Below are 22,488 nucleotides of genomic sequence, written 5' to 3'. Positions count from 1 at the left end.
TATGAAAACATTTGCAGTATTTGGTAATCCTATAAAACATAGTCTATCACCAATTATACACAAATTATTTGCTGAACAAACAGGAATATTACAAAAATATAAAAGAATTTATGTTCCATTAAATAATTTTTATGAAAAATTTTCAGATTTTATTAAATCTGGAGGTAATGGAGCTAATATTACAATACCTTTTAAAAAAAAAGCATATAAATTGTGTAATATATATACTAGAAGAGCTAAATATTCTGGGGTAGTAAATACAATAAAAATAATGAAATCTAAAGAAATTTTAGGTGATAATACTGATGGTATTGGTTTATTAAAAGATTTAAAAAATTTAAAATTTATTAATCCTAAAAGTAAAATTTTATTAATAGGTGCAGGAGGAGCAGCTCAAGGTATTATATATCCATTAATTAAATTTGGTTGTAGTATAACAATTATAAATCGTACTTATAAAAATGCTAAAAATATTATTAAATATTTTAATAATATAAAAAATTTAAATTGTATAAAATTAGAATATTTTTCTAAAAATTTATTTAATCAATTAAAATATCATTTAATTATAAATGCTACATCAAGTAGTATTAAAGGAAATATTCCTAATATACCTTCTTTAATTATTAAACCAAATATTTTTTATTATGATCTTTTTTATAATATTTCTATTACTCCCTTTTTAAGATGGTGTCGTATATATGGAGCAAAAAAAATATCAGATGGAATTGGAATGTTAATTGAACAAGCGGCATATTCATTTTATTTATGGCATGGTATTATGCCAAATACTAAAATAATTATTAAAAAATTTAAAAAAAATTATTTATATTAATAATATTATTTTAATAGGAGATTTTTTATGAGTTATCAATTACCAAAATTATTATATGAATATTCAGATTTAGAACCTTTTTTTGATACTAAAACAATGGAAATACATCATACAAAACATCATCAAAATTATATAAATAATACTAATTTAATACTTGAAAAAAACAATATCAAAAATATTAAAATTAATGAATTATTATTAAAATTAGATAATTTATCTATTCCTATAAAACAAAAAAAATTATTACGTAATAATGCTGGTGGACATGCTAATCATAGTTTTTTTTGGAAAATTTTAAAAAAAAATACAAAACCTAATAATATAATTTTAAATATTTTAAAAGATAATTTTAATAATTTAGAAAATTTTAAAAAAAATTTTGAAAAAAAAGCTTTAAGTTTTTTTGGCTCAGGATGGATTTGGTTAATTAAAAAAAATAATTTATTAAAAATAATAACTACAAAAAATCAAGACAATCCAATTATGAATAAAAAAAATAATAAATTATTGAATTATCCTATAATAGGATTAGATTTATGGGAACATGCTTATTATTTAAAATATCAAAATCAAAAATCTTTATATATTAAATCTTTTTGGCATGTTTTAAATTGGGATAGAGTATTATATTTATTTTTAAAATAAAAAATATAAAATGTACTTTATTTTATTTAATAAAGTACATTTAAAAGAAAAATATAATATATTATTAATCATTTTCATTTTGAAAAATAATATATAATAATATATATTATTTATGAAAAATAAAAAATTTGTTGAAAATTTATTTAAATAATTTATAAATTTTAAAAAATTTTAATTTAAAATTAGAAAATATAGTATTTAAATATTTAATTTTAATCTTTTTAAAAAAATAATATAAATTTTAATCAATTAAGTTATTTTAGATTTTAGAAAAAAATTATTATAAAAATTAAAAATATTTAATATTATTAAAATTATAAAATAAAAAAATAAAAGTTAAAAATTTGTTTCAAAGTATAAAATATATTTTATTAATAATAAATTGATATATAATTTTAAAAATTATTAATTTTAGACAAATTTATTATATGTTTTTATTTTTTTATACTTATTATAAATTTTAATAATAAATATTTTAATTTATAAAAATAAATTAAATTTTATCTAATAATTTGTTTATCACGAATTTCTGCTAAAGTTTTACAATCAATACATAAATTTGCTGTAGGATGAGCTTCTAACCTTTTTATTCCAATTTCTACCTCACAATAATCACAATATCCAAAATTTTTTGTATCTAATTTCTTTAAAGTTTTTTCTATTTTTTTAATTAATTTTCTTTCTCTATCTTTATTACGTAATAATAAATTAAATTCTTCTTCTTGAGAAGCTCTATCTATAATATCAGGAAAATTAGATGCTTTATCTTGTATATAAGATATTGTATTATTAATTTTACTATTTATTTTATTTTTCCATGATTGTAATATTTTTTTAAAATGTAATAATTGTTTATTATTCATATATTTTTCATTAGATTCTAATTTATATGGAGATACTCCAGCTATAGATAAAATATTCAAAGAAGATAAAAAATTTTTATTTTTTTTCATTAAAACTCCAACATTATTTATTTAATATAAAAATTTTTTTAGATTTTATTTTTTTATTTTTTATAAAAAATTTATGTGTTTATCATAAATTTTTTTAAACAAACAAATATTATATACTATTTTTTTAAAATTTAAAATATTTAAATTCTTAATATTTTTTAAAATTTATTTATTTTATTGTAATTAAATTAATATTAATATATAATGACTATGAAATTTTTTAATAAAAAAATTAATTATTATAATTATTTAAAATAATTTATTAAGAAAATAAATTATTTTTAAAATCAAAAATATTCTAATAAATATTTATACTAGAATAATTTTTTAAAATTATTAAAAAATATAATTTTATAATTATTTAATTTATAATAGGATATGAATTTATGAAAAATACTATAATAAATTTAACTGATCAAAATTTTAAAATAAAAATAAAAGAAAATAATTTAGTTTTAGTTGATTTTTGGGCAGATTGGTGTAATCCATGTAAAATATTTTCTCAAATATTAGAACAAATATTTAATAAATATGAAAATATAATTTTTACTAAATTAAATGTTGAAAAATATAAAAATATAGCTGAAGAAAATAATATTCGTAGTATACCAACAATTATATTATTTAAAAATGGGAAAGTTATAGATAAAATTATTGGATCAATTAATAAAACACAATTAGAAAATTTTTTAAATAAAAATTTAAAATAACTTAATTATATTTTTTAAAAAATATAATTCTTTTTTTAGAGGAAATAAATATTTTATGAAAATTTATTATAAAAAATTAAAAAAATAATTAAATTATTTTTATAATTAAGAATATATATATCTTCATATTTTAAAAAAAATTATTATCTATTAAATAATATGTATTTATTAAATATAAATAAAATTATATTTTATATTTATTTATAAAAACATCAAGACTTATTCAAAGTTAAGACCTCACCATTATGAATCTTACCGAATTAAAAAATAAACCAATATCTGAATTAATAGATTTAGGTGAAAGTATTTATCTAGAAAATTTAGCTAGAATGCGTAAACAAGATATTATTTTTACTATATTAAAACAACATTCCAAAAGTGGTGAAAATATTTTTGGTGATGGAGTATTAGAAATATTACAAGACGGATTTGGATTTTTACGTTCTTCTGATAGTTCTTATTTAGCAGGTCCAGATGACATATATGTTTCTCCCAGTCAAATTAGACGTTTTAATTTACGTACAGGAGATACTATTTCAGGAAAAATACGACCTCCTAAAGATGGAGAAAGATATTTTGCCTTATTAAAGGTAAACCAAGTTAATTTTGATAAACCTGAAAATGCTAGAAGTAAAATTCTTTTTGAAAATTTAACACCTTTACATGCTAATTTACGATTAAGTATGGAAAGAGGAAATGGATCAACAGAAGATCTAACGGCTAGAGTATTAGATTTGGCTTCTCCAATTGGTAGAGGACAAAGAGGTTTAATAGTAGCTCCTCCTAAAGCGGGAAAAACTATGTTATTACAAAATATTGCACAAAGTATAGCCTATAATCATCCAGATTGTGTATTAATAGTTTTACTTATTGATGAACGTCCAGAAGAAGTTACTGAAATGCGAAAATTAGTTAAAGGAGAAGTTATTGCATCAACTTTTGATGAACCTCCATCTAGGCATGTACAAGTATCAGAAATGGTTATTGAAAAAGCAAAAAGATTAGTAGAACATAAAAAAGATGTAATTATTTTATTAGATTCAATGACACGTTTAGCTAGAGCATATAATACTGTAGCACCTGCATCTGGAAAAGTTTTAACAGGAGGTGTTGATGCTAATGCATTACATCGTCCTAAACGTTTTTTTGGAGCAGCAAGAAATGTTGAAGAAGGAGGAAGTTTAACAATTATTGCAACAGCATTAATTGATACAGGATCAAAAATGGATGATGTTATTTATGAAGAATTTAAAGGAACTGGGAATATGGAACTACATTTATCACGTAAAATAGCAGAAAAAAGAGTTTTTCCTGCTATAGATTATAATAGATCAGGAACAAGAAAAGAAGAATTATTAAGTTCTCAAGAAGAACTTCAAAGAATGTGGATTTTAAGAAAAATAATACATCCTATGAATGAAATTGATGCAATGGAATTTTTAATAAATAAATTATCTATGACAAAAACTAATAATGATTTTTTTGATATGATGAAAAGATCCTAATTTTATTAAGATTTTTATTATAATTTAATTTTATCTTATGAAAAAAAATATTGTTTTTTTTATAAAAAAATATTTTTAAAAAAAAATACTAGACATTAAAGAAATCTATTTGTAATATTAATGTAATGATATTACACCCGTAACTCAGTAGGATAGAGTACTGTTTTCCGAAAACAGAAGTCTCAGGTTCAATTCCTGTCGGGTGTAAAATAATAAAACATACTAATAAATATTTAAAATATAAATAGTTATTTGGTGGTTATAACTCAGATGGTAGAGTACTGGATTGTGATTCCAGTTGTCATGGGTTCGATTCCCATTAACCACCCAAAAAATATTATATTATATCGGCGAGTAGCGCAGTTTGGTAGCGCAACTGGTTTGGGACCAGTGGGTCAGAGGTTCAAATCCTCTCTCGCCGATTAAAATAATTTTTTTTTAAATAGAAATATTATTTCTAGTAATATATTTTTTTATATCATTTATAGTAATAATTATCATTTTATTTTTTTTTGCAAAAGATATTGTATCTAATATTTTTGCCATAGAACCATCTGAATTAGTTAATTCACATAATACTCCTACTGGTTTCATTTTTGCAATTTTTAATAAATCAATTGTTGCTTCAGTATGTCCTTTTCTTTTAAAAATACCTCCTTTTACAGCTCTTAAAGGAAAAACATGCCCTGGACTATTTAAATCTTGAGGTGTTGTATTATTCGCAATAGCTGTTTTAATAGTTGTAAATCTATCTTTTGCAGATACTCCTGTAGAAACACCATGAGCCGCTTCAATACTAATTGTAAATCCTGTTTTATATATACTTGTATTTTTTTTTACCATCATAGGTAATTTTAATTTTTTACGTAGAGGTTCCGTAATACATAAACAAACAATACCACTTCCATATCTAATTAAAAAAGCTATTTGTTTAATAGAAATATTTTCTGCTGAAAAAATTATATCACTTTCATTTTCTCTTTTTTCATCATCTAAAACTAAAATCCCATTTTTATTTTGTAAAGAAAAAATAGCATTTTTAATACGATTTTCAGTAGTACCAAATTCTATATCAAGTATTTTCATAAAAATATTTTTATATTATAATTTAATAATATTGTATATTAAAAAAAAATGAATTAAGTTTTATTTTTTTAAATAAATTAAAATTAAAATATTAATAAAATATATTTATATTAAAATTTAATATAATAATATTAAATATAAATATAAATATAAAAAATATAAATATTACTTTATTTTAAGAGGTGTGAAATTGAAAATATATTTAGTTGGTGGAGCAGTTCGTGATCATCTTTTAAATATAAAAGTTACGGATAAAGATTGGGTTGTTGTTGGTTCAAATATAAAATTAATGTTAAAATTAGGTTTTAAATTAGTAGGAAAAGATTTTCCTGTTTTTTTACATCCTAAAAATCATGAAGAATATGCTTTAGCAAGAACAGAAAGAAAAATGGGTCATGGATATAAAGGATTTATATATCATTCTTCTTCAAAAATTACCCTTAAAGAAGATTTATTACGTAGAGATTTAACTATTAATTCTATTGCACAAGATAAATTAGGAAATTTTTATGATCCATATAATGGGATAAATGATATTAAAAATCGATTATTAAAACATGTTTCAAGTGCCTTCAAAGATGATCCTTTAAGAGTATTAAGAGTAGCTAGATTTGCTGCTAAATTAAAATATTTAAATTTTCGTATTCATGATAGTACATTAAAATTAATGAAAATTATGAGTAATTCAGGTGAATTATCTTATTTAAAACCAGAAAGAATATGGAAAGAAACATATATTGCTCTTCAAACAACACATCCTCATATATTTTTTCAAATATTAAAAAAATGTAATGCTTTAGCTATAATTTTTCCTGAAATAAATAAATTATATGGAATACCAGCACCAGTTAAATGGCATCCAGAAATAGATACTGGTATACATACTATGCTTACATTAAATGTAATATCAAAAATTACATCTAAAGTATCAACAAGATTTGCAGCATTATGTCATGATTTAGGTAAAAGTTTAACTCCTAAAAAAGTATTACCTAGACATCCTGGTCATGGTAAAGCAGGTGTACCTTTAATTAAAAAATTATGTAAAAATTTAAGAATTCCTAATAATATTAAAAATTTATCTATATTAGCAGCACAAATACATGATATTATACATGATATAGAAAATCAAAAACCAGAAGATATATTGAATATATATAATATGATTGATGCTTGGAGAAAACCTTATAGGGTAAGACAAATTGCACAAATTAGTGAAGCAGATGCAAGAGGAAGAGCTACATTAGAATCAATAAAATATTTACAAGGTAAATATTTTATTGATATGTATGAATATATATCTAAAATAGATATTAAAAATATAATTAATAAAAATAATTTAACAGGATATGATATAAATAAAAAAATTCAAAAAAAAAGATTAAAATTGTTGAAATTATATTTAAAAAAAAAAGTTAATAAAATTTAATTTAAAATAAATAAATTAATATTAATATTAAAAATAGTCTATATAATGTAAATAATTTTAAAGAAAAATGATTGATAATATATAAGAATATTTTCATAATAACTAAACTAGTAATGAAAGAAATAATAAATCCTAAGATAAATATTTTTATATTATTTGTATTTATTATTGAATAATTTTTATATAATTCTAATAAGTTTGCACCAAAAATAACAGGAATAGATATAATAAAACAAAATTCTGTTGCTATAATACGTTTTAATCCTAATAATAAACTAATTGAGAAAGTTATTCCAAATCTTGAAATTCCAGGAAATAAAGCTAAAGATTGAAAACATCCAATAAAAAAAGTTGTACTATATTTTATATTATTTATATTTTTAATTATATTTTTTTTTGGTTTTAATTTTTCTGCATAATATAATAATATTCCACCAAAAAATAATCCATATATAATATTTTGTATATTAATTATTGTTTTTATTTTATAATAAAAAATTATACCAATAATTACTACTGGTAATGTAGTTATTATAATATGTAATAAATTTATTTTTTTTTCATAAAAAATATTAAATTTAATAGTATTTAATATAATTTTGATAATTTTTTTCCAAAAAAATAAAGAAATAGCTAATGTAGAACCTAATTGTATAATTATTTTAAATAATTGAATATTGTTATTATCTATTATATTTAATATTTTAGAAAAAATGAAAATGTGTGCACTTGAAGAAATTGGTAAAAATTCAGTTAAACCTTGTACTATACTTAATATTATAATAGAAGTATAATTTATTAACATTATTATCTTATCTCAATTTAAAATGTATATTTATATTTTTTTAAAAAAATTATTTTATATTAAATTTATAAATAAAATAAATTTTATTAATTGAAAGATAATTTTGAATTTATTTTTATTTTATTTAAAATATATTTTTTTTTTTCTAAAAAAAATTTTTTTGATCCAATATAAGCTATCATAGCGGCATTATCAGTACATAATTTTATATTGCTATAAAATAATTTAATATGATTTTTTTGTAAATTTTTTTTAAAAAAAATTCTAAGTTTTTTATTAGAACTTACACCTCCTGCAATTACTAATTGATTAATATTATATTTTTTTAAAGCCCATAAACTTTTTATGTAAAGTGTATCTATGATGGTATCTTCAAATGCACATGCAATATCTGCTTTAATTTGAAATGTTTTTAATTTTTTTTTTTGTATAAAATTTTTTACAAAAGTTTTTAATCCAGAAAAACTAAAATTTAAATTATTTTTTTTTAAAATCATTGGTCTAGGAAATATAAATTTTTTTGGAATTCCATATTTAGCTAATTTAGATAAGTTTTTCCCTCCGGGATAATCTAAACCTAATATTTTAGATGTTTTATCAAAAGCTTCTCCAACAGCATCATCTATATTTGTTCCTAATAATTTATATATTCCAAATTTATATGTATATATTAATTGTGTATGACCTCCGGAAATTAATAAACCAATAAAAGGAAAATTTGGTTTTTTTTTTTTTAACATAATTGAAAATAAATGTCCTTCCATATGATTTACTGGAATAACCGGTATATTTAAAATATATCCTAAAGAATGTGCAATAATAGTTCCTATAATTAAAGAATTTTTTTGTCCTGGGCCAGCGGTATAAGATATACAATCAAGGTTATTTAAATTTTTATTTATTTTTAATAAAGATTTTTTTATTAATGGAATAAGTTTTGTAAAATGATTTCTTGCTGCTAATTCAGGAACAACACCCCCATATTTAGAATGAATTTTTTGTGTGTAAATATTATTACATAATATACCTAAATTTTTATCATAAATTGCTACCGCTGTATCATCACATGATGTTTCAATTCCCATTATAAGCATAATTATTATCCTTTTTTATTATTAACTTTTTTTATAAATAAAAAAATATTTATATAATTTTTATTATATATTATAATACAAAATATAATAAAATTATGAATTAATATATTAAAATAGGAAACTTTATATGCCTGTTATAAAAGTACGTGATAATGAACCCTTTGATTTAGTTTTAAGACGTTTTAAACGTTCTTGTGAAAAAGCCGGAATATTAGCAGAAGTAAGACGTAGAGAATTTTATGAAAAACCAACAACAGAAAGAAAAAGAATAAAAGCTTCTGCAATTAAAAGATATGCAAAAAAAATTTCTAGAGAAAAATATAGGAGAATACGTTTATATTAAAATAAATATTTATTATAAATAATAACAAATTATAGAAAATTATTTTAATGATTAAATATGTTACTCGTACGTTTATTAATAATTTATTAGATAAAACTGATATCGTTTTTTTAGTTAAAAATAAAATTAAATTAAAAAAAGTAGGAAAAAGTTTTTTTGGTCTTTGTCCTTTTCATATGGAAAAAAATCCTTCATTTGTTGTAAATTCCAAAAAACAATTATATCATTGTTTTGGATGTGGTGTACATGGTAATATTATTGATTTTGTTATGAATTATGATAATTTATCTTTTTTAAAAAGTATAGAATCAATAGCAAATATATTTAAAATTCCTATTATAAATAATCAATCATATATTAAAAATAAAGTATCTAAAAATTATATTTTTTATAAATTAATTTTTAATATAAGTAATTTTTATAAAAATTCTCTATATAATACTTCTATGGGTAAAGAAGCATTTAAATATTTATTAAATAGAGGATTTAATACAAATATTATAAAATATTTTTCCATTGGTTTTTCTCCATTATATTGGATCGATAAAATAAAAAATAATCAAAAAAATATTGAAATTTTATATAAAAAATTAAATATTTTAAAAATAAATAAGAAAAATAATAAATATTATGATATTTTTTATAATCGTATTATTTTTCCAATTAAAAATATAAAAGGTTTTATAGTTGGATTTGGAGGAAGAATAACTAAAAAAAAAAATCCTAAATATTTAAATTCTGCAGAAAATATTATTTTTCATAAAAGTAACGAATTATATGGATTATATGAAACAAAAAAAGAAAATAATAATATTATTAAAAAAATATTAGTTGTTGAAGGTTATACTGATGTAATTAGTTTATTTCAATTTAATATAAAATATGCAGTAGCTACAATGGGTACTGCTATTACAAATAAACATATAAAAAAAATATTTACTGTAACAAATAAAATTATTTATTGTTATGATGGAGATAAAGCTGGTGTAAAAGCAAATTGGAAAGCTTTAAAAATTAGTTTAACATGCTTAATAAATGGAAAAGAAATAAGATTTATGATTTTACCTAATGAAGAAGATCCAGATAGTTTAATTAGAAAAGAGGGGAAAATCATATTTCAAAAAAGAATTAATAATACTTTGTCATTTTCTGATTTTTTTTTTAAAAAATTACTTTCAAAAAATTTATTTTCTTCTTGTGAAGAAAAGACACAATTTTGCTATAAAGCTTTATCTTTTATAAAATTAATTCCCGATTATCTTTTTCAAATAAATTTAATAAAAAAATTAGGAGAAAAAATTGGAATTATTAATTTACTTGATATATATAATTTACCAAATTATGAAAAAAAAATTATTACAAATAATTATCTTAAAAAAACTACTATTCGTAGATTATTAAGTTTATTAATACAAAATCCAAAACTAATAAAATTAGTACCAAAATTAACATTTTTTAAAACTTCTAATATAAATGGTTTATTTTTTTTTATTAAATTTGTTAATTTATATAAAAATAAAAATATAACGACATTGAAAATTTTAGAAGAATATAGAGGAACAAAATTAAAAAAAGTTCTTGAAATTTTAGTAACATGGAACCATATGATTTTTGATAATAAAATAGAAAAATTTTTTATTTATTTAATAAATAAATTAAAAATAAATATATTAGAAAATAGACAAGAATATTTAATATCTTTAGATAGAAAAAAAGGATTAAATTTTAAAGAAAAAAAAGAATTGTGGTCTTTAAATAAAATATTAATTGAAAAAAAAAATAATTTAAAATTATAAAAATATATATTTAAAAATAATAATTAATATATATAAATAATATATTTAATTAAATATTAGTATATTTTATTAACTAATTTTATAAAAATTTATGAAAGTAATAAATAAAATTATGGAACTATTTATGGATCATAACTCAAAATTACAATTTAAATTACTTGTAACACGTGGAAAAGAACAGGGTTATTTGACTTATTCAGAAGTTAATGATCATTTACCTGATAATATCATTAGTTCTAATCAAATTAAAGATATTATTCAAATGATAAATGATATGGGTATTCCAGTCATGGAAAAAACGCCAGATAATGATGATTTAATATTAAATAATAATCATACAGATGAAGTAGAAGAAGAAGCAGTACAAGTATTATCTAATGTAGAATCAGAAATGGGTAGAACAACAGATCCAGTACGAATATATATGCGTGAAATGGGAACAGTAGAATTATTAACAAGAGAAGGAGAAATTAATATAGCTAAACGTATAGAAGAAGGAATAAATCAAGTACAATGTTCAATAGCAGAATATCCTAAGTCAATAAAATATTTATTACAACAATATAATAAAGTTAAATCTGGAGATATTCGTTTATCAGATTTAATTCATGGTTTTATACATAATAAAAATAAAAAAAATATTTTAATATCTTCATCCGTAAATAAAAAATTATCTAATAACCAAACAGAAAATAATGAAAATATTATAGATTATGAATTAGCTGAAGAAAAATTTTTAGAATTACAAAAACAACATGATATAACATTAATTTTTATAAAGAAAAAAGGTATAAATCATTATCAATCATTAAATAAAATTAAAAATCTTTCAATAATTTTTAAACAATTTCGTTTGGTTTCTAAAGAATTTAATTATTTAGTAAATAATATGCGTTCTATAATGTTTCGTATACATATAGAAGAAAAAAATATTATGAATATGTGTATTCAAAAATATAATATTTTAAAAAAAGAATTTATTAAAATTTTTTATGAAAAAGAAATTAATAAAGAATATTTTTTTAAATCTTTAAAAAAATATAAATTAAAAAATAAATTTAATACATATGATATAAATATATTTTTTAATAAATTAAAAAATCACTTTAAAAATTTAATAAATATTGAAAAAGAAACTGGTTTAACAATTAAAAAAATTAGAAATATTAATAAAAAAATTACTACAGGTGAAATAAAAGCTAAAAAAGCTAAAAAAGAAATGATTGAGGCTAATTTAAGATTAGTTATATCAATAGCTAAAAAATATACAAATAGAGGATTACAGTTTCTTGATTTAATTCAAGAAGGAAATATTGGTTTAATGAAAGCAGTAGATAAATTTGAATATAGAAGAGGATATAAATTTTCTACATATGCCACATGGTGGATTAGACAAGCTATTACAAGATCTATTGCTGATCAAGCTAGAACAATAAGAATACCTGTACACATGATTGAAACTATAAATAAACTTAATAGAATTTCTAGAAAAATATTACAAGAATTAGGAAGAGAACCTACTCCAGAAGAATTATCCGAACATATGATGTTACCAGAAGAAAAAATTAGAAAAGTATTAAAAATAGCTAAAGAACCAATTTCTATGGAAACTCCTATAGGAGATGATGAAGAATCACATTTAAGTGATTTTATAGAGGATAATACTTCAGAATTACCATTAGATGCAGCAACATCAGAAAGTTTAAAAGTAGCAACATATAATATTTTGTCTAGTTTAACTCCAAGAGAAGCTAAAGTTTTAAGAATGAGATTTGGAATAGATATGAATTCTGATCATACTTTAGAAGAAGTTGGTAAACAATTTGATGTAACTCGAGAAAGAATTAGACAAATAGAAGCTAAAGCATTAAGAAAATTACGTCATCCTAGTAGATCTGAAATTTTAAAAAGTTTTTTAGATAATTAAAAAAATTTTTTTTATAAATTTTAATATAATCAAGTAATTAAAAATTAACTACTTGATTATATCAAATTTATTTTTTTAATAAAATTAATTTTTCTTCTTTCCTAATAGTTAAAATTTCACTACCTGATTTGTTAATAAGTATAGTATGCTCATATTGAGCTGAATTAGTTTTGTCTTGAGTTTTAACTGTCCATTTATCATTTGTTAAATAAACATTATGTTTTCCTATATTTATCATTGGTTCAATAGTAAAAATCATACCAGGTTTTAAAATTATACCATAATCATGTGAATTATAATGTAAAATTTGAGGATCTTCATGAAAATTTTTACCTATACCATGTCCACAATAATTTTTTACAACAGAAAAACTTTTTGATTCTACATATTTTTGAATAATTTGTCCTATTTTATGTAATCTAAGACCAGGTTTTAAAATATTAATAGCTTTATATAAGCTTTTTTGAGCAATTAAACATAATAACTTAGATTTTAAAGAAATTTTATTACCTACAAAAAACATTTTAGATGTATCACCATAATAATTATTATATAAGATTGTTACATCTATATTAATAATATCACCATTTTTTAAAATATCATCTTTACTTGAAATACCATGGCATACAATATCATTTTTAGAAATACATACAGATTTTGGGAATCCTTTATAACCTAAAGTAGCTGGTATAGCTTTTTGAACTTTAGTAATATAATCATGACATATAATATTTATTTCTTCTGTACTTATACCAGGTTTTATATAATTTTCAATCATTTCTAAAACTTCTGCGGCTAATTTACAAGACTTATGAATTTTTTTTATCTCTTCAGAATTTTTAATTAATATTTTCATTATTTAATTTTACATAGTTAATGGTTATTAATTGTATAATATTAAACATTATATTATAACTAATTAAGTTTAATAAAATTAAAATTTAAAATAAGAATATTATGAATTAAATAATTTTTTGTATAAATTATTATTATATAATATTATTTAATAATATATAAAAAAGGATAATAAATAATGTCTATATCTATTAATAAAATGTTTAAAGTAGGTGCACATTTTGGACATCAAACACGTTATTGGAATCCAAAAATGAAAAAATTTATTTTTTATAATAAAAATAAAATACATATTATTAATTTGGATAAAACTATTCTTATGTTTAATAATGCTTTAATGGAATTAAAAAAAATAAGTTTTCATAAAGGTAAGATTTTATTTATTGGTACAAAAAAAGCTGCTTCTGATTTAATTAAAGAAACAGCTAATAATTGTGGTCAATTTTTTGTAAATTATCGTTGGTTAGGAGGAATGTTAACAAATTGGAAAACTGTTAAACAATCTATTAAAAGATTAAAAGAATTAGAATTACAGAGTAAGGATGGAACTTTTAAACAATTAATAAAAAAAGAAGCATTAACACGTAATAGAGAATTACTAAAATTAGAAAAAAGTTTAGGAGGTATAAAAAATATGGGAGGATTACCCGATGCAATATTCGTAATAGATGCAAATTATGAAAAAATTGCTATTAGGGAAGCTAAAAAATTAAATATTCCTATATTTGCTATTGTTGATACAAATTCTGATCCAGATGATATTAATTTTGTTATACCTGCAAATGATGATGCTATTCGTGCCATAAAATTATATTTATATTATGTTACTAAAACTATTTTAAATAATAAAAAAGACAATAGTACTTATAAATTAGAAAATAAAATTAATTAGGAGATTATGTTGAAAATTAATATAAAAAAAATTAAGGAACTAAGAGATATTACTGGAGCTGGAATTACAGAATGTAAAAAAGCATTAATAAAAACCAAACAAGATTTAAATCTTGCTATTGATTACATAAGAAAATATTTAAAATTACAATCTATTAAAAAATTAAAAAATATAACAAAAGAAGGATTAATTACAGATTATGTAACAAAAGATTTTGGTATATTATTAGAAATAAATTGTCAAACAGATTTTATTACAAAATCAAAAAAAGTTATAAATTTTACGAAAGATATAATAAAATACATTACTCAAAATAAACAAACAGATATAAATATAATACGAAAAATTTTTAATAAAAAGAGAATGGAATTAATAGGATTATTAAAAGAAAATATATTTATTAATCGTCTTGGTTTTATTAAAGGAGAATTTATCGGTAAATATATACATCATAACAAACGTCTTGGAGTTATAATTCAATCAAATATAAATAATAAATTATTAATGAAACAAATTGCTATGCATATTGCTATGCTAAAACCAGATTATATTAATACACAAGATATTCCAATAGATATTATTGATCATGAATATAAAATACAAAAAAATATTATAATAAAAACAAATAAACCTCAAATAATTATAGATAAGATAGTTGAAGGTCGTGTAAAAAAATTTATAAATAATATTACTTTATATAATCAAAAATTCTTATTAGACAATAATAAAACTGTTAAAAAATATTTAAATGAAAATAATATGAAAATTTTAAAATTTATATGTTTTGAATTAGGATCAAATATAATTAAAAATTAATTTAAGCATAATTTAATTAATATTTTTTATTTAAATATTATCAATAAATTTAATAAAATTAAAAAAATTACCTATAATTATAAATTTTTATAAAGTTAAATTTTATTTATATAAAAATATATAAACTATATTATTATATAATAAATAAAAATTATATAGAATATATTATAAGATAAAGTAAATAGATAATATAAAAATTTAATAATTTTTTTAATATTTATTTTAAATATTAAAATAAAATATTTTTTGTATAATAAATATTAAAATATTTAATTTTTTAATTTATTAGAATATAGTTATATTATAAAAATAAATTATAAATAATATTTTTTTAAAAATATATTTATAATATATATATTTTTATATTAAAAAAAATTAATTTTATTTATATAATATTAATAAAAAATTATTTGAAAATAATTTTAAATAATTAATTTTTTAAATAAAGGTAATTATTATATGCATAGTGATATTATTAATAATAATAAAAAAAATATGGAAAAATGTTTAAATTCATTTATAAATAAAATTACTTTAATGTCTCAAAATAGATTATCTCCTTATTTATTGAATAATATATCTATAAAATTAGATAATAAATTAATATTAATTAATTACATATCTTCTATAGTAGTAGAAAATTCTTTTACTCTGAAAATAACTCCTTTTGATTTAAAAATAATAAAAAATATAGAAAAAAGTATTGCTCTTTCTAACTTAGATGTAACTACTAAAATAATTAATAATAATATTTATGTTTATATTTCTCCTATTACTGAAACTAAAAAAAGAAAAATATTAAAAAATATTAAAATAGAAGCTGAATTAAATAGAATTTATATTCGTAATATACGTAGAAAATCAAATAATAAAATCAAAATTTTTTTAAAAGAAAAAAAAATAGACGAAAATCAAGAAAAAAAATTATATAATTATATACAAAAACAAACTATATTATTTACAAATAAAATAAAAAAATTTGTAAAAAAAAAAGAAAAAGAACTTTTAAAATAAAATATTTATTTTTGATAAATCATTATATAATGATATTTATGTTTTAGAATAAAAATGAAAATTAATAAATTAAATATAAAAAATAATAATATTAATTATCCAAAACATATAGCTATTATTATGGATGGTAATAGAAGATGGGCAAAAAAAAATAAAAAAGTAAAATTTTTAGGACATAAAGAAGGTGTTAAAACTGTAAAAAAAATAATTGGATTTTCTTTAAAATATAAAATAAAAGCATTAACATTATATGCTTTTAGCAGTGAAAATTGGAAAAGATCTAGTAATGAAGTTAAATTTTTAATGAATTTATTTCAAGAAATTTTAGATATTGAGACAATAAATTTAAAAAAAAAAAATATACGTCTTAAAATAATTGGTAATACAAAAGAATTTAATATTTCATTGCAAAAATCAATCGCTAAAGCGGAATCTATAACTAGAAAAAATAATAAATTATTATTAAATATAGCAGCAAATTATGGTGGTCGTTGGGATATTACTAATAGTGTTAAAAAAATTTTTTTAAATATAAATAAAGGATTATTAAATATTAAAGATATTAACGAAAATATAATAAATAATTATATTTGTTTAAATAATATTTTTCCTATAGATTTAGTAATAAGAACAGGAGGTGAATATCGTATTAGTAATTTTCTAATTTGGCAAATTGCATATTCAGAATTATATTTTACAAAAAAATTATGGCCTGAATTTAATAAACAAGATTTTAAAAAAGCAATAAAATCTTTTGTAAAAAGAAATCGTCGTTTTGGTGGTGATTAAATTGATAAATTTTAAAAAAAATATAAATATTTTATTTTAAAATATAATATAATTTAATTAAATATTAATTTCAGGAGTTAAAATTTTGTTTAGTATTTTATATACTATAATAGTATTTATTATTACTATAAGTAGTTTAATTATAGTGCATGAATATGGACATTTTTGTACAGCAAGATTTTTTAATACATATGTAGAATGTTTTTCATTAGGTTTCGGTAAAAAAATTTTTGAATATCGTGATAAATATGGAACTAATTATATTTTAAGATTAATTCCATTAGGTGGTTATGTTAAAATGCCTGATTTTATAGAAAAAGATAATATTAAATATAATTTCAAAAAATATAAATTTTTATTTTTTAATCAGTTAAATTTTTTAAAAAAAATTTTAATTATTTTAGGAGGACCAATTGCAAATATTATTTTTGCAATAGTAATTTACTGGATTATTTTTTTTATAGGATTTCCTATAAAAAAAACTATTATTAATGAAATTAATTATGCTTCAATAGCTAATAATATTGGATTAAAATCAAATTTAGAAATTAAAAAAATTAATAATGTTAATATTTCTAATTGGAATATTTTTAATATAGAATTAATTAAAAATATAAATAACAATAAAAAAATATATTTAGAAATTAATAAAATAAATTCAAATATTATAATCAAAAAAACATTAAATATTTACAAAAAATCTATTAAATTTTTAAAAGAAAAAAATTTAATATTTATATTAGGAATTATACCTAAAGAATTAAAAATTAATCCTAATATTAGTTATATTATACCTGGATCTATAGCAGAAAAATTAAAATTACATATTGGTGATAAAATTATAAACATAGAAGAAAAAAAATTTACAAATTGGTATAATTTTCAAAAATTTCTTTATCAAAATCATAATAAAATTATACATTTTAGTATTAAAAGAAATAAAAAAAAGATAAATTTTAGTATTTTACCTATTATTATAAAATCTAAAAATAAAAATTTTTTAGGATTTTTACCAGAAATAATTAGTATAAAAGATACATCAAAAATTATATGTAAATATAATTTTTTTGAAGCATTAAAAAAATCTTTAAATAAAAATTTAAATTTAATTAATATAATTTTAAATTCTTTTATAAATTTTTTTTATAATAAAAATAATATTTATAAATTAAATGGTCCTATTTCTATAGGTTATATTGCTGGGAAATTAGTTCGTAATAATTTTATTTATTATTTTATGTTTTTAGCTTTAATAAATATTAATTTAAGTATTATTAATTTATTTCCTTTTCCTATATTAGATGGAGGACAATTACTTCTTTTATTTTTTGAAAAAATTACAAGTAAAAAATTATCATATAAAATTAAACAATTAATATATAATATTAGTATTATTATCTTAATTATTATTATGGGGATTACATTAATAAATGATATTAAACAATTTTAAAAAAAAATTTTTTTTAAAAATAAATCAATATTATAAATATTTATTTATATTTATACTTATTTTAAATACAAATATTATTTCTTATGATTATAATATAAAAAAAAAAAAAGATTTATATTGTATTAATAAAATAATATTTTTTGGTATTAATAAAATAAAATTAAAAAATTTTATTACTAATATAAATTCATATAAAAAAAAATGTATGTCTGAAAAAGATATATCTAATATTATGAATACATTATTTCTTACTAATATGTTTAATAATATTGATATTTTTAGATATAAAAATTTAATTTTTATCAAAATTTTAGAAAAACCTATTATTAATAATATTCTTATTAAAGGTAATAAAATTATTTATAATAATTTTATAAATTTATTATTAAAGAAATTTAACATAAAAAAAGGAGAAATATTAAATAATGTTCTATTATTTTATTTTAAAAAAAATATTGAATATGTATTTTTAAAAAATGGTATGTTTACTTCTAAAGTTAAAATTAAAATTACAACAGATATAAATAATAGAGCAAATATTCAAATTTTATTTAAAGAACATGATATTACAAAAATAAATGAAATAAATATTATAGGAAATAATAATTATACAACTAATTTTTTATTAAATTATTTAAAAATAAATAATCATTTCTTTTTTAAAAAAGAAACATATCAAATTAATTTTATTATTGATATTTTAATTAAATTAAAAAATTTTTATTTTAATAGAGGATATATAAATTTTAAAATTAAAAATATTACTCAATATTTATCATTTAATAAAAAAAAACTAAATTTAATAATCACAATTCAAGAAAATAAAAAATTTTTTTATAAAAAAATTATTTTAAATATAAATAAAAAAAAATATTATAAAAATATAAAAAATATAATTAATATTACTCCTGGAAATATTTATAATAATAGTGTAGTGATACAATCAAGATATAAAATTAAACAATTTATGAACAATCATGGATTTTTAAATAATAAAATTAAAATAAAAAAAATATTTAACAATAAAAATAATACAATAGATTTAATTTTTGATATTAAAACACAAAAAAAATTTTATGTAAGAAAAATAGATTTTTTAGGAAATAATTTTACTCATGATTATATATTAAGGAATCAAGTATTACAGATGGAAGGAACTTATATTAATGTTGAACTTTTAAAAAAAACACAAAAAAAATTATATTCATTGGGTTATTTTGATAAAGTTGAAATTTTTTTACATAAAAATCATGATTTAGCAAACACAATAGATATCATATTTAAAGTTAAGGAAAAAAATATAGGTTTTTTAAATACTAATTTAGGAATGGGGATGGGTGGATCATTATCATTAGATACTAACATAAAACAAAATAATTTTATAGGTACTGGTTATGATGTAGATATTAATTTTAATAAGGATTTTTATCATTATTATTTAGAATTTTTTGTAATGAAAAATAATGTTTTTTTAAATCAAGTTAATATTGGTATAAAAATATTTATAAATAAACTTAAAGAAAATAATAATTTTTTTTATGATTATATCAATAAAAATAAAGGAATAATTGGAATAATAAAATTTCCTATAAATAATAATATTTTTCTAGAAAGTAATTTTGGATTTATAAAAAATCAAATTAATAATATTAAACCACAAATATCTTTATGGCGTTATTTTAAAAGTATAGGATATAAAAAATATAATAAATTATATAAACATTATTTATTAGATGAATTTATTATTCAATATTCATTTTTTCATAATAATTTAAATAATTTTCAATTTCCATTTAATGGAAACTTAATTTCTATTGATACAGATTTTACTGCACCAGTGTATATTAATACTGGAAATTATAAAATTGATTTTAATTATTTACAATATTTTCCTTTAAATTTAAAATTTTTACATAATTCTTTAGTATTTTTATTTAAAAGTAATATTGGTTATGGAAATAGTTTTTTTGGAGAATATCCTTTTTATAAAAATTTTTTATTAGGAGGGGCTAATTCAATTAGAGGGTTTAAAAATAATAGTATTGGACCAAAAGCAGTATATTATTCCTCAAAGGAACATTATTGTAATAATAAAAAAACTATTTGTTTATCGGATAATTCAATTGGAGGTAATTTTTTAATTAATATAAATAATGAATTAATTATGCCTGTTCCTTTTATAAAAGATAAGTATAAAAAAGAAATAAAATCTTCTATATTTTTAGATATAGGTAATTTAGTAGATACTTCATGGAAAAATGATTATTTATCTAAATTATATAAAATTCCAAAATTTAGTACTTTTACAAAAATTAAAGCATCAATTGGTTTTTCTTTAAAATGGTATTCTCGATTTGGAAAAATTACTTTATCTTATGCATATCCATTAAAAATGGAAAAAACAGATAAGATTGAATTTTTTCAATTTAGTATTTCAAAAATCTGGTAATTTTTTATATTTTAAATTTAATAAAAGGTTTAAATAAAATGAAATATTATTTAAAAACTATAATATTATTAATATTAATTTTAGTTATACCATGTAATAAAGTTTTTTGTTGCCCTAAAATAGCTATTATAAATCTTGCAAAAATTTTTCAAACTATACCTCAAAAAGAAAAAATATCTAAGGAATTAAAAAAGGAATTTGATTTAGAAATTAAAAAAATTAAAAAAATGGAAATATTATTAAAAAATAAAATAAAAAAATTAAAAAATAAAAATTTATCAAAAAAATTAAAAAAAAAAATAGAAAGAGAAATAATATATGAAAAAAAATTATTATTTAAAAAAATAAAAAGTTTTAAAATAAAAAATAATCAAAAACAAAATAGAGCACGTAACAAAATATTATTTTTTATTAATAAATTAATTAATATTGTTGCAGAAAAAGGACATTATAATATAATTATAGATGTTTCTTTTTTATCATATGTAAAAAATGTTAAAGATATAACAAATGATGTTATAGAATTAGCAAATAAACAAATAAATATATTGTTAATAATGTAAAATAATAAAATTAATTATAAAATAATTATTTTAAAATTTTATATTTTATTATAAAGAAAAATTATTTTGAATAATAAAAATTGTTCTGTAATAAATATTAATGAAATTTTGTATATGCTACCTCATAGATATCCATTTATTTTAATTGATAAAGTTATAGCATTTAAAAAATTTAAATTTTTAAATGCTATAAAAAATATTTCTATAAATGAACCTTATTTTCAAGGACATTTTCCAAAAACACCTATTTATCCTGGAGTATTATTATTAGAATCTATGATACAAACTACAAATATTCTTTTATATAAAAGTATTAATCAAAAAAATATAAAAAATAAAGAAATCTGTTATTTAACAGGTATTGATAATGCGCGTTTTAAAAAACCTGCTTTTCCAGGAGATCAAATACTAATTAATAGTATTATAGAAAAAAAAAAAAAATCTTTTATAAGTTTTTATAGTATAGCTAAAATAAATAATAAAATTATTTGTCAAGCAACAATTACTTGTATGAGAGTTTTAAAATAAAAAT

General features: G+C 17.7%; 21 protein-coding genes and 3 tRNA genes. 19 read left to right on the top strand and 5 right to left on the bottom strand.

The genetic code is table 11. The features are described from left to right. Window position 1: 1 nt before the first annotated feature. Both aroE and GJT91_RS01215 read left to right on the top strand, forming a co-directional pair. Window positions 2-835: a shikimate dehydrogenase gene (gene aroE / locus GJT91_RS01220; protein WP_168868437.1), complete on the top strand. Its 834-nt coding sequence runs from the start codon at window positions 2-4 to the stop codon at window positions 833-835. 27 nt (window positions 836-862) lie between these two features. Then, on the top strand, window positions 863-1,480 hold the full coding sequence (locus tag GJT91_RS01215; protein ID WP_168868436.1) for a Fe-Mn family superoxide dismutase: 618 nt from the start codon (window positions 863-865) through the stop codon (window positions 1,478-1,480). A 500-nt stretch (window positions 1,481-1,980) separates the two neighbouring features. Here GJT91_RS01215 and dksA read toward each other — a convergent pair whose 3' ends face one another. Continuing rightward, window positions 1,981-2,433 (bottom strand): RNA polymerase-binding protein DksA, encoded by a 453-nt coding sequence (dksA, locus tag GJT91_RS01210; RefSeq protein ID WP_168868435.1) that lies wholly within the window; start codon window positions 2,431-2,433, stop codon window positions 1,981-1,983. Between the two features lie 386 nt (window positions 2,434-2,819). Here dksA and trxA point away from each other — a divergent pair, with 386 nt between their 5' ends. The 5 genes from trxA to GJT91_RS01185 all read left to right on the top strand — a co-directional run bounded on the left by trxA (window position 2,820) and on the right by GJT91_RS01185 (window position 5,070). After that, window positions 2,820-3,143 carry a thioredoxin gene (gene trxA / locus GJT91_RS01205; RefSeq protein ID WP_168868434.1) on the top strand — a complete coding sequence of 108 codons (324 nt, stop codon included), beginning with the start codon at window positions 2,820-2,822 and terminating at the stop codon, window positions 3,141-3,143. Between the two features lie 245 nt (window positions 3,144-3,388). Continuing rightward, window positions 3,389-4,648, top strand: coding sequence for a transcription termination factor Rho (gene rho, locus GJT91_RS01200; RefSeq protein ID WP_168868433.1), 1,260 nt, complete (start codon window positions 3,389-3,391; stop codon window positions 4,646-4,648). Between the two features lie 133 nt (window positions 4,649-4,781). Continuing rightward, window positions 4,782-4,855 (top strand) — tRNA-Arg (locus GJT91_RS01195). A 48-nt stretch (window positions 4,856-4,903) separates the two neighbouring features. Further along, window positions 4,904-4,976 (top strand) — tRNA-His (locus GJT91_RS01190). A 20-nt stretch (window positions 4,977-4,996) separates the two neighbouring features. Then, window positions 4,997-5,070: transfer RNA gene (locus GJT91_RS01185), tRNA-Pro, on the top strand. Between the two features lie 16 nt (window positions 5,071-5,086). Here the strand turns inward: GJT91_RS01185 and ribB are convergent. Further along, window positions 5,087-5,734: a 3,4-dihydroxy-2-butanone-4-phosphate synthase gene (gene ribB, locus GJT91_RS01180; RefSeq protein ID WP_168868432.1), complete on the bottom strand. Its 648-nt coding sequence runs from the start codon at window positions 5,732-5,734 to the stop codon at window positions 5,087-5,089. Between the two features lie 190 nt (window positions 5,735-5,924). Here ribB and GJT91_RS01175 point away from each other — a divergent pair, with 190 nt between their 5' ends. Then, window positions 5,925-7,163, top strand: coding sequence for a multifunctional CCA addition/repair protein (locus GJT91_RS01175; RefSeq protein ID WP_168868431.1), 1,239 nt, complete (start codon window positions 5,925-5,927; stop codon window positions 7,161-7,163). A 1-nt stretch (window position 7,164) separates the two neighbouring features. On the opposite strand, the gene GJT91_RS01170 is transcribed toward GJT91_RS01175, so the two are convergent. After that, entirely contained in the window at window positions 7,165-7,968 is an 804-nt protein-coding gene (locus GJT91_RS01170; RefSeq protein ID WP_168868430.1) for an undecaprenyl-diphosphate phosphatase, read from the bottom strand. Window positions 7,969-8,054: 86 nt separating this feature from the next. Next, on the bottom strand, window positions 8,055-9,062 hold the full coding sequence (gene tsaD / locus GJT91_RS01165) for a tRNA (adenosine(37)-N6)-threonylcarbamoyltransferase complex transferase subunit TsaD (protein ID WP_168868429.1): 1,008 nt from the start codon (window positions 9,060-9,062) through the stop codon (window positions 8,055-8,057). Between the two features lie 127 nt (window positions 9,063-9,189). Between tsaD and rpsU the strand changes: the two genes are divergently transcribed. The 3 genes from rpsU to rpoD all read left to right on the top strand — a co-directional run bounded on the left by rpsU (window position 9,190) and on the right by rpoD (window position 13,128). After that, on the top strand, window positions 9,190-9,405 hold the full coding sequence (rpsU, locus tag GJT91_RS01160) for a 30S ribosomal protein S21 (RefSeq protein WP_168868428.1): 216 nt from the start codon (window positions 9,190-9,192) through the stop codon (window positions 9,403-9,405). Window positions 9,406-9,452: 47 nt separating this feature from the next. Further along, the gene (dnaG, locus tag GJT91_RS01155; RefSeq protein WP_168868427.1) at window positions 9,453-11,201 is read left to right on the top strand and encodes a DNA primase; all 1,749 of its coding nucleotides are present in this window, start codon (window positions 9,453-9,455) and stop codon (window positions 11,199-11,201) included. Window positions 11,202-11,325: 124 nt separating this feature from the next. Then, entirely contained in the window at window positions 11,326-13,128 is a 1,803-nt protein-coding gene (gene rpoD, locus GJT91_RS01150; RefSeq protein WP_168868426.1) for an RNA polymerase sigma factor RpoD, read from the top strand. 67 nt (window positions 13,129-13,195) lie between these two features. Here rpoD and map read toward each other — a convergent pair whose 3' ends face one another. Next, on the bottom strand, window positions 13,196-13,984 hold the full coding sequence (map, locus tag GJT91_RS01145; protein WP_168868425.1) for a type I methionyl aminopeptidase: 789 nt from the start codon (window positions 13,982-13,984) through the stop codon (window positions 13,196-13,198). A gap of 177 nt (window positions 13,985-14,161) precedes the next feature. Between map and rpsB the strand changes: the two genes are divergently transcribed. The 8 genes from rpsB to fabZ all read left to right on the top strand — a co-directional run bounded on the left by rpsB (window position 14,162) and on the right by fabZ (window position 22,484). Then, entirely contained in the window at window positions 14,162-14,875 is a 714-nt protein-coding gene (rpsB, locus tag GJT91_RS01140; protein ID WP_425483092.1) for a 30S ribosomal protein S2, read from the top strand. A 6-nt stretch (window positions 14,876-14,881) separates the two neighbouring features. Further along, window positions 14,882-15,691, top strand: a complete 810-nt coding sequence (gene tsf, locus GJT91_RS01135) for a translation elongation factor Ts (protein WP_168868424.1) — start codon at window positions 14,882-14,884, stop codon at window positions 15,689-15,691. 459 nt (window positions 15,692-16,150) lie between these two features. Then, window positions 16,151-16,705, top strand: a complete 555-nt coding sequence (locus GJT91_RS01130; protein ID WP_168868423.1) for a ribosome recycling factor — start codon at window positions 16,151-16,153, stop codon at window positions 16,703-16,705. 54 nt (window positions 16,706-16,759) lie between these two features. Further along, window positions 16,760-17,494 (top strand): polyprenyl diphosphate synthase, encoded by a 735-nt coding sequence (gene uppS / locus GJT91_RS01125; protein ID WP_168868422.1) that lies wholly within the window; start codon window positions 16,760-16,762, stop codon window positions 17,492-17,494. An 85-nt stretch (window positions 17,495-17,579) separates the two neighbouring features. Then, window positions 17,580-18,944, top strand: coding sequence for an RIP metalloprotease RseP (gene rseP / locus GJT91_RS01120; protein WP_168868421.1), 1,365 nt, complete (start codon window positions 17,580-17,582; stop codon window positions 18,942-18,944). Then, window positions 18,925-21,393: an outer membrane protein assembly factor BamA gene (gene bamA, locus GJT91_RS01115; protein WP_168868420.1), complete on the top strand. Its 2,469-nt coding sequence runs from the start codon at window positions 18,925-18,927 to the stop codon at window positions 21,391-21,393. The genes rseP and bamA overlap by 20 nt, the downstream gene beginning before the upstream one ends. A 38-nt stretch (window positions 21,394-21,431) precedes the next feature. After that, a complete protein-coding gene (locus tag GJT91_RS01110) occupies window positions 21,432-21,956 on the top strand; it encodes an OmpH family outer membrane protein (protein WP_168868419.1) in 525 nt (174 codons plus the stop codon). 66 nt (window positions 21,957-22,022) lie between these two features. Beyond that, window positions 22,023-22,484: a 3-hydroxyacyl-ACP dehydratase FabZ gene (fabZ, locus tag GJT91_RS01105; RefSeq protein ID WP_168868418.1), complete on the top strand. Its 462-nt coding sequence runs from the start codon at window positions 22,023-22,025 to the stop codon at window positions 22,482-22,484. Window positions 22,485-22,488: the final 4 nt, after the last annotated feature.

Origin of the sequence: Enterobacteriaceae endosymbiont of Donacia semicuprea, from assembly GCF_012570535.1 — a bacterium.
In the GTDB taxonomy this organism is placed as follows: domain Bacteria; phylum Pseudomonadota; class Gammaproteobacteria; order Enterobacterales; family Enterobacteriaceae.
The sequence above is the reverse complement of the archived record's forward strand: the minus strand, read 5'-3'. Positions and strand labels throughout refer to the sequence as shown.